Genomic DNA, 14,105 nt, shown 5'->3' on the forward strand with positions numbered 1-14,105 from the left:
ACGCCCCCATGCAAAGGATGGATACGTGAGCGAGACTGTCTTGTCCAACAACGAACAACCTTCGGCGATCGATGCGCCGCAGACTCCCGTCGAGCAGCCGGCCAAGCGTGCCGGCAATGGCCTGGCCCTGCTGGCGCTGTTGATCGGCGCCGCCGGTGTGGCCGTCGGTGGTTGGGGCGCATGGCAGGTGCGCCAACTGCAAGGCAGCGAGCAGGGGCAGGGCGAGCATATCGAGGCGCTGAACCAGCGCGCCGAAGCGCTGCAACAACGCCAGCAGCAATTCGGCTCGCAACTCGCGACCTTGCCCGCAGCCAGCGAACTCGAAGACCGCCGCCGCCTGGTGGCACAGTTGCAGAGTGACCAGCAAAGGCTCAGCCAGCGCCTGGAAACCGTGCTTGGCGAAAGCCGCAAGGAGTGGCGTCTGGCCGAGGCCGAGCATCTGTTGCGCCTGGCCACCCTGCGCCTGTCGGCGCTGCAGGATATCGCCAGTGCCAAGGCGCTGGTCGAAGGTGCCGACGAGATCCTGCGCGAGCAGAGCGACCCGGGCGCCTTCGCGGCGCGCGAGCAACTGGCGCGCAGCCTGGCGACGCTCAACAGCACCCAGCAACCCGACCGTACCGGATTGTTCCTCAAGCTCGCCGCCCAGCGCGAGCAGGTACAGCAACTGAGTGCCCAGTCGCCTGAATTCAACAGCGATGCCGATGCTCTTGGTGCGCTGACCGCCGACGGCGATGGTGCAAGCCGCCTGTCCCGGTGGTGGGCAGAGATTTCCAAGTACTTCCAGATCGATTTCGACGCCGACCAGAACGTACGTCCATTGCTGGCCGGGCAATCGCTCAACCAGCTGCGCCTCGCATTGAGCCTCACCATCGAGCAGGCCCAGTGGGCGGCGCTCAATGGCCAGGCCAAGGTTTACAGCCAGGCGCTGGACGATGCGCGCAGCGTGCTATTGGCCAACTTCAACCCGGACAACCCGCAAAGCAAGGCCATGCTCGACAGCCTCAACGCACTGGCCGAGCAGCCCGTCTCGGTGGTCGTGCCTGACCTGAGCGAAAGCCTCGCCGCTGTGCAGGCCTATATCCAGCGGCGCCAGCTGCCGGCCGAAGGCGAAGGGGGCAAGCCATGAAGCGTGTCTACCTGCTGGCGGTGGTGGCGATCGTCATCGCCGCGGCCTTGGGCGTCGCCATCGCCAAGCACAGTGGCTATGTTCTGATCGCCTATGGCGGCTTCCGTTACCAGTCAGGGCTGTGGGCGGCGCTCGCGGCACTGGTGGTGCTGGTGCTGGCGCTGCTGTTGCTGCGTTACCTGGTCGGCCTGGTGCTGGCCTCCAGCGGGGTGGTCAACCCTTGGTCGCGACGCAATCGCAGCCGACGTGTGCGTATCGCCATCGAGCAGGGCCAACTGGACCTCGCCGAAGGTCGTTGGGCCAGCGCTCAGCGCCACCTGCACCGCGCCGCCGAAGCCGAGCGTCAACCCTTGCTCTACTATCTCGGCGCCGCCCGCGCGGCCAACGAGCAGGGGCGCACCGAAGACAGCGACAACCTGCTCGAGCGCGCCTTGGAGCGTCAGCCCCAGGCGGAGCTGGGTATCGCCCTGACCCATGCGCAGCTGCAGATGGACCGCGGCGACAGTGACGGTGCCTTGGAAACCCTGCTGGCGATGCAGGCACGGCATCCGCACAACGCCCAGGTGCTGCGTTTGCTGCAGCGGTTGCACCGCGAGCGCGGTGACTGGCCGGCGTTGATCCGCCTGCTGCCGGACCTGCGCAAGGGCAAGGTGCTGCCGGGCAACGAGCTGGCCGAGCTGGAGCAGCGTGCCTGGGGCCAGAACCTGACGCTGGCCGCAACCCGGGGCGAGGACTCTCAAGCCGCCCGCCAGTCGCTGGAGCGCGCCTGGCAACAGCTCACCTCGGCCCAGCGCCAGGAGCCGCAACTGGTGCTGGCCTATGCCGAGCAACTGCGCCAGGTCGGCGCCCAGGGTGAAGCCGAGCAGGTGCTGCGTACCGCGCTGAAGCGTCAGTTCGAAAGCCACCTGGCGCGCCTTTATGGCCTGGTGCGCGGCGATGACCCGGCGCGCCAATTGCAGACCGCCGAAAGCTGGCTCAAGGATCATCCCCAAGACCCCAGCTTGCTGCTTACCCTGGGTCGCCTGAGCCTGCAGAACCGCCTATGGGGCAAGGCGCGCGACTACCTCGAAAGCAGCCTGCGCATGGAGCGCAACCCGGAAACCTGCGCCGAGCTTGCGCGGTTGTTGGCTGGGTTGGGCGAGACCGAGCGCAGCAACCAGCTGTTCCAGGAGGGCCTTGGCCTACTGGACGAGCGCTTGCTGGCCTTGCCGTTGCCTGAGGGTGTGCACGCTTCCTGAGCTCGCCTGGGCCATTGCGTAGCCCGATCGCAACACAAGGCAGCACCTGCTGCCTGGTGTTGCGATCGGGCACATTCAATGGGCTATTTCCCGTGGCAGTGGTAGGACGGTATCTGCCCAGTGGCGAAGCTTCGGATATCTCCTACCAAGATCCGTAAACTTTCCCTTTGAATCAGCGACTTGTCCCAGCTGTAGTAACTTGAAACAGTGATCCTCTTTCCTCTACCGTTTCAAGCCCCTACTGCTCTTCCGGGATTTCCATCACTCATGTCGCTGGCTCGCTCGCGCTCCTTGTTCTTTGCAGCCTTCTTCGCCTCGCTCGCCACCTTGAGCGGGGCGAGTTTGCTTGAGAACTGGCTCGGCCTGGTTCCATGCCCCCTGTGCCTGACCCAGCGCCTGTTGCTGGGGCTCTACGCCCTGGTCTGCCTGTGCGCCATGCTGCATGCCCCGGGTGCATCCGGCATGCGTGTCTATGCGTGGCTGGCAGGTGGTTTTGCCTGTGCCGGTGTCGCCCTGGCGTCACGACAGGTGTGGCTGCAAGGTGAGTGGCTTGCGGTTACCCCCGAACCTTTAGCGCAGACACTCCAGCGCTCCTGGCCAGAGGCGTTGGAGCGTCTGCTGATCGGCGGCTCCGAATGCGTTTCGATCAGCTGGAGCTTCCTCGACCTCACGCTCCCCGAATGGAGCCTGATGGCCTTCCTGCTGCTGGCCGCGCTGCCCTTGTACTACCTGCTGGCGTATCGTTTCCGCAACCCTGGCGGCAGTTGACCCAGCGCAATTGCGCGACCAATGGTCCCGTGCATGGGCATCAAACGCTTGTATGAACTTAGTCCACTGCGTACCTTGATGGTCAGCACGCGCGGGAATAATCTCCCCTGCACGCACATTGAAAACATACGGTTCGATGCCGCTCTGCGGATGTCACCTTTGTGTCGCGTAGTTGTGACGCGAGGTGCAGCGGCATCTGCCCAGCTAGGGATGAGACTGCCATGCTCGATAGTTGCCAGAACGCCCAGGAACGATGGGGCGGGGTTCACAAGCTGATCGACCGTTGGCTGAAGGAGCGTCATGAACTGGTGCAGGCCTTCCGCGCACTGCGCGATGCCAAGCCAGCCTTCGCCGACAAGGACAAGAACCGCGACTTCTGCGCGGTCCTGGTCGACTACGTGTCGGCCTGGCATTTCGAGGTCAGCGAGCAGTTGGTCACTGAAGCCAAGGCTTTCGGCGACGAGCAGGCGCTCAAGCTGGCCGAGGAAATCAACCCCCGGATCAATGACATCACCCAGATCGCTCTGGCTTTCAATGACCATTGCGAGAAAGGCGAGTGCACGGATACCGAGCGTTTCGCCGATAAGCTCGGCAAGCTGGGCAGCCTGTTGCACGAACGCTTCGAGCTCGAAGACTGCCTGATCGAAGTGCTGCACAACGCGCACAAGGAAGAGGATGCGGTACAGGCCTGACGGCCTGTCTCAGTCGCCAACTGCCAGCAGTTCGATTTCGAACACCAGCGGGGTATAGGGCGCGATCAGGTCGCCCGCCCCATCGGCACCATAAGCCTGCGCCGACGGAATCACCAGTCGCCACTTGGCGCCTGCCTTCATGTGTGGCAATGCCACCTGCCATCCTTCGATCACCGAGCCCAGGCTGAACCACTGCGGTTGCTGGCCCTGGTCGAACACCGAGCCGTCCGGCAGCTTGCCGACATACCGAACCTGCACTTTCCCACCCGCCTTGGGTTGCGCGCCGCTGCCGCTGGCCAGCTCGCTGTAGAGCACACCCTCGGGCAGTTCGTGCACGCCGCTGCGGGCGCGCTCGTTGGCCATGAAGCGTTTCTCTGCCACCAGCAGCTTGTCGACCTGCGCCTGCTGTGCGGCAGCGTTCGCCTGCTCGTCATGCTGTTGGAGGATCGCCTGCATGCGCGTCTTGTCGATGCGCGGCGGCTGGCCTTGGTAGGCCTGGCGCAGACCTTCGACCAGCGCATCGAGCTGCAGGTCGGGCATCTCCTGGCGCAGGCGTTCTCCAAGGCTTGCGCCCAGGCTGTAGGCCAGGTCCTGGTCATTGGCGGGGGGCGTTTGAGGGGCGGCCAGGGCAGAGGCTGCCAACAGGCTCAAGCCGAGAATCAGATAACGAGGCACGGGCAACTCCTGCGGCGATGAAGGCGAAGTATGCCAGCCTTTGTTGTCGGCCAATGTGTAAATGTCAGCAATCATTTAATCGACTACTACACTTGCACCGAGCTGCAAGATAACAACTTTGCCCAGGCATGCAACGCGGCGCAAACAATACTGTCAACATGCCCTAGCGGCGGTAGCAGCAGAAGCATAGTATGAGCCGCAATCTCGTCAGCCAGGAGGTAAGCCATGTCGGCCAAAAAGAAGCCCGTCAGTACGCCGTTGCATCTGCTCCAGCAACTTTCCGGTAGCCTGCTCGAACATCTGGAAGAGGCTTGCTCGCAAGCGCTGGCGGATGCAGAGAAACTGCTCGCCAAGTTGGAAAAACAACGCGGCAAGGCGCAGGAGAAACTGCACAATGCCCGCCTGAAGTTGCAGGACTCTGCCAAGGCCGGCAAGGCCAAGGCACAAAGCAAGGCCCAAGGGGCAGTCGGTGAACTTGAAGCACTTCTCGATTCGCTGAAAGATCGCCAGACCCAGACGCGTACCTATATTCAGCAACTCAAGCGTGATGCCCAGGAGAGCCTGAAACTGGCCCAGGGTGTTGGCAAGGTGCGTGAAGCCGCTGGCAAGGCACTCGGCCTGCGTGCGGCAGCCAAGCCTGCGACCAAGGCTGCTGCAAAACCTGCCACCAAGGTCGCGGCCGCCAAGCCTGCCACCAAGGCTCCTGCCACCAAGGCTCCTGCTGCCAAGCCCGCCGCCAAGGCACCCGTGAAAACCGCCGCTGCCAAGCCTGCTGCTAAAGCCGCCGCCAAACCGGCCGCTGCCAAGGCTCCGGCCAAAGCGGTAGCCGCCAAGCCTGCTGCGAAAACCGCTGCGGCCAAACCTGCTGCTGCCAAATCCGCTGCCAAACCTGCGGCTGCCAAGGCCCCGGCCAAGCCAGCAGCCAAAGCAGCTGCGGCCAAACCTGCGACCAAGCCAGCTGCTGCCAAACCGGTTGCCGCCAAACCAGCAGCCGCTAAACCTGCTGCCAAGCCCGCTGCTGCCAAAGCTCCAGCCAAAGCCGCCGCCAAGCCGGTTGCAGCCAAGCCTGCAGCGGCTGCCAAACCAGCAGCTAAACCAGCAGCCAAGCCAGCGGCAGCCAAACCTGCCGTGAAGCCAGCAGCGGCAAAACCGGCTGCGAAACCGGCAGCCAAACCCGCTGCGAAACCTGCCGCCAAGCCAGCTGCCACCAAGGCTCCTGCCAAGCCTGTCGAAGCCAAGCCCGCAGCTCCTGCTGCCAGCAGCACTCCGGCCTCTCCAGCGCCATCGGCTCCGGCCAGCACCCCGGCTCAGTCGCCGTCTTCGGCGTCCTGAAGCGCTCTGGCCGCGGCGCGCAGCTGATGCAGCGCGTCGTGGTCACGGGCCTGGTCCGGCGCTAGCCGCTCCAGCCAATCGTCGGCGTGTCCGTCCGGGCTCGCCGACCACTTTGCGGCGCACGTCTGCAACCGCGTCAGCAAGGTTCGTTCCGCCTCTAGTTCCAACCCTTTCACCTGCTCCCGTAATGCCGCCAGGTGCGGATCGCCTTGTGCCTGTGCACGCCACGCCTGACGCAGCGTGCGCAAGGGTGTAACCACCTCTTGCTGCCAGGGGCCGGCCAGTTGCCGTAGAGCTTCCACCCGCCGCGCATCGGGGGCTACCCGCCGTGCCTGCAGCCAGGTGCCGCACAGCAGGAGGCAGACATCGCCGCCCAAGGCCTGCAAGGTCAGGCAGGCATTCTCGACCCCTGGACGGCCGTAGAGGGCCAGGGCGTGGTTCCACAATTCGCTGTGCATGATTCGACTCGCGCCAATGATCGAGTGGCCTGTGTGGGCCACCCGGAAGCTGATAGACTCCGCGACCATCATGATCAGACTATCCAACCTCACTTTACAGCGTGGTCCTCAGCGCTTGCTAGAAGGCGCCGAGATGACCCTGCACACCGGTCACAAGGCCGGCCTCATCGGCGCCAACGGCGCCGGCAAATCCAGCCTGTTCGCCCTGCTGCGCGGTGAGTTGTCGCCCGACGCCGGCGATTGCCAGATCCCCGCCGATTGGCGCATCGCTCACATGCGCCAGGAGGTCGACACCCTTGATCGCCTGGCGGTGGACTATGTGCTCGACGGCGACCTGCGCCTGCGCAAGGTTCAGGCTGACCTGGCTGCTGCCGAGCAGGCCCATGACGGCACGGCGCTGGCGCGCCTGCACAGTGAGCTGGACAGCGCCGACGGTTACACCGCCGACGCCCGCGCCCGCAAGCTGCTGGCCGGGCTGGGCTTCACCGCCGAGCAGATGGACCGCCGCGTCGGCGACTTCTCCGGTGGCTGGCGGATGCGCCTGAACCTGGCCCAGGCGCTGATGTGCCCGTCCGACCTGCTGTTGCTCGACGAGCCCACCAACCACCTGGACCTCGACGCGATCCTCTGGCTCGAAGACTGGCTCAAGGGTTATCCGGGCACGCTGCTGCTGATCTCCCACGACCGCGACTTCCTCGATGCCGTGGTCGACCATGTGCTGCATGTCGAACAGCGCAAGCTCAATCTCTACAAGGGCGGCTACAGCGCCTTCGAGCGCACCCGCGCCGAGCGTCTGGCGCAGCAGCAACAGGCTTACGAGAAGCAGCAGGCGCAGCGCGCGCACATGGAAAAGTACATCGCCCGCTTCAAGGCCCAGGCCACCAAGGCCCGCCAGGCGCAGAGCCGGATCAAGGCCCTGGAGCGCATGGAGGAGCTGTCGGCGGCGCATGTCGACTCGCCGTTCGACTTCGTCTTCCGCGAAGCCCACAAGATCTCCAGCCCCCTGCTTGATCTCGCCGAGGGACGCCTGGGTTATGGCGACAAGACCATTCTCGAGAAGGTCAAGCTGCAACTCACCCCCGGTGCGCGCATCGGCCTGCTCGGCCCGAATGGTGCCGGCAAGTCCACCTTGATCAAGAACCTGGCCGGCGAACTCGAACCGCTGTCCGGGCGCCTGGCGCGTGGCGAGAACCTCGCTGTCGGCTACTTCGCCCAGCATCAGCTCGACTCGCTGGACGACAAGGCCAGCCCGCTGCTGCATCTGCAGCGCCTCGCCCCGGCAGAGCGCGAGCAGACCCTGCGCGACTTCCTCGGCGGCTTCGACTTCCGTGGCGATCGCATCGACGAGCCGGTGGTCAACTTCTCCGGTGGCGAGAAGGCCCGCCTGGCCCTGGCACTGATCGCCTGGGAGCGGCCGAACCTGCTGCTGCTCGACGAACCGACCAACCACCTCGATCTGGAGATGCGCCTGGCCCTGACCATGGCGTTGCAGGAGTTCGCCGGTGCCGTGGTGGTCGTGTCCCACGACCGTCACCTGCTCAAGAGCACCACCAACGACTTCCTGCTGGTGGCCGATGGCAAGGTCGACACCTTCGATGGCGACCTGGACGACTACAGCCGCTGGCTGATCGACTACCGCCAGCGCACGGCCCCGGTCAGCAACACGCCGGTCAACCCGGACAAGACCGACAAGAAGGCCCAGCGCCAGGCCGCCGCCGCCCTGCGTCAGCAACTGGCACCGCACAAGAAGGCGGCCGACAAGCTGGAGACCGAACTGGGCCAGGTGCACGCGCAACTGGCCGAGATCGAGACCGCGCTGGGCGACAGTGGCCTCTACGACGCCGCCCGCAAGGATGAGCTGCGCGACCTGCTGGCTCGCCAGACCAAGCTCAAGCAGCGCGAAGGCGAGCTTGAAGAGGCCTGGATGGAGGCGCTGGAAACGCTGGAAAGCATGCAGGCCGAGCTGGAGGCGCTGTCCTGATGGAGGCGCTGCGCTCGCTGTTGCCGGGGCAATGGATGGATGCGTTCTGGCTGGGCTTGCAGATCCTGCTGATCCTGGCGCTGGCCTTCGTGCTGCAGCGCGTTGTCGCCCGCACCTTGAGCCGTCTCGGCCAGCGCTACCCGCTGCCGCCGGAGCTGCTGGTGCCGGTGCGCGGCGGTTTACGCTGGCTGATCATGGGCAGTGCGCTGCTGTTCGTGCTGGAGCGCATGGGCGTGTCGGCCACGGTGTTGTGGACGGCGCTGTCGGGCTTCGTCGCGGTGGCGGCGGTGGCGTTCTTCGCGATCTGGAGCGTGCTGTCGAACCTGCTGTGCGCGGTGCTGATATTCACCGTCGGGCCGTTTCGCATTGGCGACGTGGTCGAGCTGGTCGATACCCTCGACAAGCCGGGAGTGAAGGGACGGGTGATCGCTATCAACCTGCTGTACACCACGCTGATGGAAACGCCGGAGGCGGGTGGGGCACTGGTGCAGGTGCCCAACAGTCAGTTCTTCCAGAAGTCGGTGCGGCGCTGGCGGGGGACTGAGGTGCAGGGCGCCAACAACGGTACATCGGCCGAGACTGATTGAACCTCTGCCGACCCTGTCGCGGGGCCGGCCAAGGCACAGAAAAAACCAGGGCCTCGCGACAAATTCCACTGGTTATTTTTTCACCAAAACCTTAGCTTAACGTTTTGCAACATTCGTTCGAGCGAGGTGTGTGATGTCGATGGAAACCTGGTTGGCCTTCTTTGCCGCGTGCTGGGTCATCAGCCTGTCGCCGGGGGCCGGGGCCATCGCCTCGATGTCCAGCGGCCTGCAATACGGTTTCTGGCGTGGCTACTGGAACGCCCTGGGCCTGCAACTGGGCCTGATCGTGCAGATCGCCATCATCGCCGCCGGTGTCGGCGCGATCCTCGCCGCATCGGCTACTGCCTTCCAGATCATCAAGTGGTTCGGTGTCGCCTACCTCGTGTACCTGGCGTACCGGCAATGGCGTGCGCTGCCGATGGACATGAGCGAAGAGTCTGCCGTGCGCCCCATCGGCAAGCCATTGAGCCTGGTGTTCCGGGGCTTTCTGGTCAACGTCAGCAACCCCAAGGCGCTGGTGTTCATGCTTGCGGTGTTGCCGCAGTTCATCGACCCGCACCAGCCACTGCTGGCGCAATACCTGGCGATCACCGCGACCATGATCAGCGTCGACATGCTGGTGATGGCAGGTTACACCGGCTTGGCCTCGCGGGTGCTGCGCCTGTTGCGCACGCCGAAACAGCAGAAGCGCCTGAACCGTACCTTCGCGGGGCTGTTCATCGGTGCGGCGACCTTCCTCGCCACCTTGCGTCGCGCGCCGATCTGATCGTACGGTCAGGCCATGAAGGGGCCCACAGCGGCCCCTTTTTTCATGGTGCAGCGCATTCGATCGAGTCAGGGTGGGGTCTACGCTGTCTAGTGGTAGGCAATCAAACCAGGCCAAGCCGGAGGCATGCACCATGGACGCACCGATTCATCCGTTCTCTGAAATCTTCAAGCAACTGGGCCTTGATGACGACCCGGTCGAGATCGACCGTTTCATCACTACCCACTCGCCGCTGGACGATGGCGTGAAACTGGTGGATGCGCCGTTCTGGAACGATTCCCAGCGCGCGTTCCTCAAGGAAAACTACATCGCCGATTCCGATTGGATAGTCATGATCGATCAACTGAACGAGGCGCTGCACCCACGCAAGCAATAAAGCGCCGAGCGGCACCTGATGGTTGATTTCAGCGTTGCTATGCTCAGGAAAACAAAAAGGGGATAGCGCGATGAAAGATCCCTACGCACCAGGCTTCTGGTGCACCGTGATGATCCTGGGCACCCTGACGGCTGGCTACTTCTACGGTATCCGGCACACCCATCAGATGAACCAGGCGGTGCAGTTCCTGTATGCCGCCGCTGCGGTCACCGCGGCGGTGGCCCTCTGCGGCCTGGCGTGGATCGCCTGGCAGCAGTTGCATCTGAACAAGCGTGAAGTGGCCCAGGGCCGAACGCTGGTTGCCATCTGGAACACCAAGGTCGCCCTGCGTCGGGTCGAGACGGTGTTCGACCGCTATTTCTGGGGCAGCTACTGGCATTCCGGACGCACCTTCGAGGAGGTCATGGGCGAGCTCAAGGGCACGCCGCTGGACCAGTGCCTGGATGCGCTCAAGCGCCAGTGCCGAGCGCTGGACCGGGAGGTGCACGATCACCATCATCACTGGCTGGCCAATGCCCGTGACCTGTCTAGCGTGGCCACGGCCATGGCGCGTGAGCGGTATCAGCTCGACCTGTGCGACCCGCAGGGGCGTGACGGTGGTAATACCGCGGTGCTCAATCGTGACCTGGAGGTGTTGGTGTACACCTGGTCGGCGCGTCTGCGCAGCTTCGATCATCAGCTGGACGAGCTGGAGCGCGCCTACCACTGAACCGGCGGCTCATTCGCCGCGGATGTACTGTTCCAGTTGCAGGATCAGGTTGGCCTGTTCGGCAATGGTTTCCTTGACCAGGTCGCCGATCGACAGCAGGCCCAGCAGTTGGCCATTGTCGACCACCGGCAGGTGGCGCAGGTGACGGTTGGTCATCAGGTTCATGCAGTACTCGAGGTTCTGCTTGGGATCGACGGTGACCACCGGCGAACTCATGATCTCGCGTACGGGCGTGGCTGCCGACGATCGGCCCTTGAGCACCAGCTTGCGCGCATAGTCGCGTTCGCTGACGATGCCCACCACTTGTTTGTTCTCCACCACGGGCAGCGCGCCGATGTTCTTTTCTGCCAGCAGCTTCAGCGCCTCGAGCACCGAGTCGTCAGGCCCGATGGTGTAGACGGTCTGGTGCTGGGACTTGGTCTTGAGTATCTGTTCGACGTTCTTCATGAGGGCCTCGTGGGTGGAAAAAGCGCTGTCCTGGAATAAATAAAGCATCCGGGACCGCGCTCTGCACGGCAATGCAGGAAACGGCATCGAGGCGATTGAAAAACGTCATTGGTCGCGGCGCACGAGGGCCGACGGGCGGCCCTCGCCGGGATTCGCTCAGAGCTTGGGCATCTGCCCGATCCGCGCGACCATCTCGCTGATCACCTGCAGGTCGAGCATGAACTGCTCCACGGTCTTGAACTCGTTGTCGTTGTGGCCGGTGTACTTCACGCCGGGCATCGACAGGCCGAACTGTACGCCGTTGGGCAAGTCGTGCACCGAGGTGGCGCCAGCAGAGGTGCCGAACTCATGGGGCAGGCCGAGGTTCTCGGTGGCCACATCCAGCAGCGCCTTCACCCACTCGCCTTCGGGGTTGCGGTACATCGGCTCGTCCAGGGTGTACTCGAAGGCCACCGAGGTGTGGCTGGTACGCGCCCAATCACCGAGCTTGTCAGCCAATTCGTCCTTGATCGTGTCGATCGGCTTGCCTTTCGGGATGCGCAGGTTCACCGCCAGCTTCAGGGCTTTCTGGTCCAGGCCGACGTAGGTCAGCGAGGCGGTCAGCGGCCCCATGAAATCGTCCTTGAAACCGACCCCCAGTTTGGTGCCCAGGTAGTCCAGCCCCCAGTTGTCGGCGGCGTAGCGTGCGGCATCGGTGATGTGGTTGTGCTTGAGCGGCACGCGATCGCCCAGGCCGTTGAGGAAGTCGAGCATGCGTGCCACCGGGTTGACCCCTGACTGTGGCGAGGAGGAGTGCGCGGAGACGCCGGTCACGGTCAGGATCACCTGCTTGCCGGAGACCACGGTGTCGATCTTGAAGTCCTTGCCGTTGGCCTTGCGGTACTCGTTGCCAGCCTTTTTCAGACGCCGGGCCAGATCGGCCGGATGGTCACCGATCAGCGTCGCCACCGAGGTGGTGGGGATCTGGTTGGTGGCCAGGCCGCCTGTGAGGTTGATCACCTCGGCGCCCTTGCCTTCACCCGCGCGCTTGCTGAAGCTGGCCATGACGGTGCCATAGCCCTTCTCGGCGATCACCACCGGGTAGCCGCCATCCAGCGCCAGGTTGTAGTCCGGCGTGGCGTTGCGGGCGAAGTAGTAGGGAATGGCGTCGCCGGAGGTTTCTTCGGTGGTATCCACCAACAGCTTGAACTGACGCGCCAGTGGCAGCTTCTCGTCCTTGGCGACCTTCAGTGCGTAGAGCGCGACGACGATGCCGTTCTTGTCATCCTCGGTGCCACGGCCGTACATGCGATCACCCACCAGGGTGACCTTGAACGGATCGAGGCGCGTGCCGTCCTCCAGCTTCCAGTTGTCCGGATTGACCGGCACCACGTCGGCGTGAGCATGGATGCCAATCACTTCCTTGCCTTCGCCGAGGGTGATCTCGTAGACGCGGTTGTCGATGTTGCGGAACTCGAGGCCGAAGCTTTCGGCGAGTGCCTTGATCTTGTCGGCGATCTTGTGGAATTCAGGGTTCTCGTGCTGTGGCAGGCCCTCGACCTGGAAGGTCGGGATCTCTACCAGCTCGCGCAGGGTCTCGGTGGCGGCCTTGCCGTACTTGATGCGGGTGTACAGGCCCAGCAGGCGGTTGATTTCGTTCTGCTGCTCGGCGGCGAGCGGTTTGCCAGCGAGATAGGCCTTGAGGGTTTCGTCGAGCTTGTCGGCCCTGGCCAGTTCGCTGTTGGCCAGCTTGTCGATGAATTGCTTGAAGTCGGCCGGGTCGCTGCCATCGTAGGCCTTGAGGATGGCGGCAGACTGTTGCGGGTTGAGGTTGGCGTGGGCTGGGATGGCGAACAGCGCAAGGCTGGCGAGCATTACGGAGACGGCAGAAAGCTTGGGCAAGGGCATGGGTAAGCGCATTCCTTCGCGAAGGGTTTAAAAGGGATGTCCATTGGTAGGAAACATGCCCACGCTAACACCAATGGGCGGTGTCGGGGGAGGGGCGGGAACGCGACGTGGCGCACAAACGAAAAAGCCCCGGGAGATTTCCCGGGGCTTTCGGAGATGGCGCACTCGGCGGGATTCGAACCCACGACCCCTGCCTTCGGAGGGCAGTACTCTATCCAGCTGAGCTACGAGTGCAACGCGGCGCAATGATACCCATCTGCGCCGGTGGCGTCCATCGCCTTGATCTGTGGCTGTTTTTCCCGGGGGACCGGCGCTGCCTGCTTCGCGGGCAAACCCGCGAAGAGGTCACCAGAGTACTGGATGGCTCAATGCACGCTGTTGCGCGCAATCTCCAGATCATTCATCAACCCTTTGGCCAGGGCGCTGAGGTAGTGCAGTGCCGTTACTGCGGCAGGGCGCGCGTCTTCCTGGTCGCTCAGGTCACGGATGCAGCCGAGCACGACCGAGACTTCCTCCAGCACCCGCTCCAGCGGTACGCCGGGCTGCACCCTGAATATATCCAGGAATGTGGCGATGCCGGCAGTGGTGTAGTGGTTCGATTGATCGTCCATGGACATTCCCTCAGATCCGGTTCAAGGCATGTTCAACCAGTGCCCGCGCGGTTTCGGCGCTTTGGGCAGCGTTGGCCAGCATGTTCAGGCCGGGCGCTCCGGCGCAGGAGCGGCAGTGTTCGTCGATGGTCTCGGCAACGCCGAGCAGCAGTGCGCTGGCGTGGGCCAGGGCGTCGGGGGCGATCATGTCGGTTTGGATGGAGAAGGCGGGATTGGTGATGAGGGTGAGGCGGGGTGGGTCGGGGACGCGTTTTTTCATGGCTACAGCTCCGTCTTGTTAGAGCTGCCGCAGATCCGTGGCTAAACGAATAGGTGGCAGCTGTACGCGGGTTAGCCAACCGGGAAGACGGCACCCGGCGCACCCGAAGGTGCCCCACGCACAGCCGCCATGAAGCACCAGAGCAATACTCTGGAATAGTGGAGGCGAGGTGCGACCGTCTTTGATCCGAGTG

The 14,105-nt window shown here is 63.9% G+C and carries 16 protein-coding genes and 1 tRNA gene; 10 read left to right on the forward strand and 7 right to left on the reverse strand.

Features of this window, described 5'->3' with window-relative positions; genetic code table 11:
- Nucleotides 1-25: 25 nt before the first annotated feature.
- From AB688_RS03210 to AB688_RS03225, 4 genes are all read left to right on the forward strand, one after another.
- Nucleotides 26-1,126, forward strand: coding sequence for a uroporphyrinogen-III C-methyltransferase (locus AB688_RS03210; protein WP_063542136.1), 1,101 nt, complete (start codon nucleotides 26-28; stop codon nucleotides 1,124-1,126).
- Nucleotides 1,123-2,364 (forward strand): heme biosynthesis HemY N-terminal domain-containing protein, encoded by a 1,242-nt coding sequence (locus AB688_RS03215; RefSeq protein ID WP_063542138.1) that lies wholly within the window; start codon nucleotides 1,123-1,125, stop codon nucleotides 2,362-2,364. The genes AB688_RS03210 and AB688_RS03215 overlap by 4 nt, the downstream gene beginning before the upstream one ends.
- Nucleotides 2,365-2,631: 267 nt before the next feature.
- The gene (locus AB688_RS03220) at nucleotides 2,632-3,132 is read left to right on the forward strand and encodes a disulfide bond formation protein B (protein WP_063542140.1); all 501 of its coding nucleotides are present in this window, start codon (nucleotides 2,632-2,634) and stop codon (nucleotides 3,130-3,132) included.
- Nucleotides 3,133-3,353: 221 nt separating this feature from the next.
- Nucleotides 3,354-3,824 (forward strand): Rsd/AlgQ family anti-sigma factor, encoded by a 471-nt coding sequence (locus AB688_RS03225; protein ID WP_063542142.1) that lies wholly within the window; start codon nucleotides 3,354-3,356, stop codon nucleotides 3,822-3,824.
- Between the two features lie 9 nt (nucleotides 3,825-3,833).
- Here the strand turns inward: AB688_RS03225 and AB688_RS03230 are convergent, their stop codons facing one another.
- The gene (locus AB688_RS03230; RefSeq protein WP_063542144.1) at nucleotides 3,834-4,499 is read right to left on the reverse strand and encodes an FKBP-type peptidyl-prolyl cis-trans isomerase; all 666 of its coding nucleotides are present in this window, start codon (nucleotides 4,497-4,499) and stop codon (nucleotides 3,834-3,836) included.
- 225 nt (nucleotides 4,500-4,724) lie between these two features.
- Here AB688_RS03230 and AB688_RS03235 point away from each other — a divergent pair, with 225 nt between their 5' ends.
- Nucleotides 4,725-5,831, forward strand: a complete 1,107-nt coding sequence (locus AB688_RS03235; RefSeq protein WP_063542146.1) for an AlgP family protein — start codon at nucleotides 4,725-4,727, stop codon at nucleotides 5,829-5,831.
- Here AB688_RS03235 and AB688_RS03240 read toward each other — a convergent pair.
- Nucleotides 5,807-6,289: a TIGR02444 family protein gene (locus AB688_RS03240; RefSeq protein WP_063546608.1), complete on the reverse strand. Its 483-nt coding sequence runs from the start codon at nucleotides 6,287-6,289 to the stop codon at nucleotides 5,807-5,809. The two genes, AB688_RS03235 and AB688_RS03240, sit on opposite strands and share 25 nt — an antisense overlap.
- A gap of 70 nt (nucleotides 6,290-6,359) precedes the next feature.
- Here AB688_RS03240 and AB688_RS03245 point away from each other — a divergent pair, with 70 nt between their 5' ends.
- From AB688_RS03245 to AB688_RS03265, 5 genes are all read left to right on the forward strand, one after another.
- Nucleotides 6,360-8,270: an ATP-binding cassette domain-containing protein gene (locus AB688_RS03245; RefSeq protein WP_063542148.1), complete on the forward strand. Its 1,911-nt coding sequence runs from the start codon at nucleotides 6,360-6,362 to the stop codon at nucleotides 8,268-8,270.
- The gene (locus AB688_RS03250; RefSeq protein ID WP_063542150.1) at nucleotides 8,270-8,857 is read left to right on the forward strand and encodes a mechanosensitive ion channel domain-containing protein; all 588 of its coding nucleotides are present in this window, start codon (nucleotides 8,270-8,272) and stop codon (nucleotides 8,855-8,857) included. The genes AB688_RS03245 and AB688_RS03250 overlap by 1 nt, the downstream gene beginning before the upstream one ends.
- A gap of 133 nt (nucleotides 8,858-8,990) precedes the next feature.
- Nucleotides 8,991-9,623, forward strand: coding sequence for a LysE family transporter (locus AB688_RS03255; protein WP_054891623.1), 633 nt, complete (start codon nucleotides 8,991-8,993; stop codon nucleotides 9,621-9,623).
- Nucleotides 9,624-9,756: 133 nt separating this feature from the next.
- The gene (locus AB688_RS03260; RefSeq protein WP_054891624.1) at nucleotides 9,757-9,999 is read left to right on the forward strand and encodes a DUF2789 domain-containing protein; all 243 of its coding nucleotides are present in this window, start codon (nucleotides 9,757-9,759) and stop codon (nucleotides 9,997-9,999) included.
- Between the two features lie 70 nt (nucleotides 10,000-10,069).
- A complete protein-coding gene (locus AB688_RS03265; RefSeq protein ID WP_054891625.1) occupies nucleotides 10,070-10,708 on the forward strand; it encodes a hypothetical protein in 639 nt (212 codons plus the stop codon).
- 9 nt (nucleotides 10,709-10,717) lie between these two features.
- Here the strand turns inward: AB688_RS03265 and AB688_RS03270 are convergent, their stop codons facing one another.
- The 5 genes from AB688_RS03270 to AB688_RS03290 all read right to left on the reverse strand — a co-directional run bounded on the left by AB688_RS03270 (nucleotide 10,718) and on the right by AB688_RS03290 (nucleotide 13,912).
- Nucleotides 10,718-11,155, reverse strand: a complete 438-nt coding sequence (locus AB688_RS03270; protein WP_063542152.1) for a CBS domain-containing protein — start codon at nucleotides 11,153-11,155, stop codon at nucleotides 10,718-10,720.
- 156 nt (nucleotides 11,156-11,311) lie between these two features.
- Nucleotides 11,312-13,042: a dipeptidase gene (locus AB688_RS03275; RefSeq protein ID WP_063542154.1), complete on the reverse strand. Its 1,731-nt coding sequence runs from the start codon at nucleotides 13,040-13,042 to the stop codon at nucleotides 11,312-11,314.
- A 157-nt stretch (nucleotides 13,043-13,199) separates the two neighbouring features.
- A tRNA-Arg gene (locus AB688_RS03280) sits at nucleotides 13,200-13,276 on the reverse strand.
- A 131-nt stretch (nucleotides 13,277-13,407) separates the two neighbouring features.
- Nucleotides 13,408-13,653: a DUF3077 domain-containing protein gene (locus tag AB688_RS03285; protein WP_063542156.1), complete on the reverse strand. Its 246-nt coding sequence runs from the start codon at nucleotides 13,651-13,653 to the stop codon at nucleotides 13,408-13,410.
- 10 nt (nucleotides 13,654-13,663) lie between these two features.
- Nucleotides 13,664-13,912 (reverse strand): hypothetical protein, encoded by a 249-nt coding sequence (locus AB688_RS03290; RefSeq protein WP_063542158.1) that lies wholly within the window; start codon nucleotides 13,910-13,912, stop codon nucleotides 13,664-13,666.
- Nucleotides 13,913-14,105: the final 193 nt, after the last annotated feature.

The organism is Pseudomonas putida (genome assembly GCF_001636055.1).
Taxonomy (GTDB): domain Bacteria; phylum Pseudomonadota; class Gammaproteobacteria; order Pseudomonadales; family Pseudomonadaceae; genus Aquipseudomonas; species Aquipseudomonas machongensis.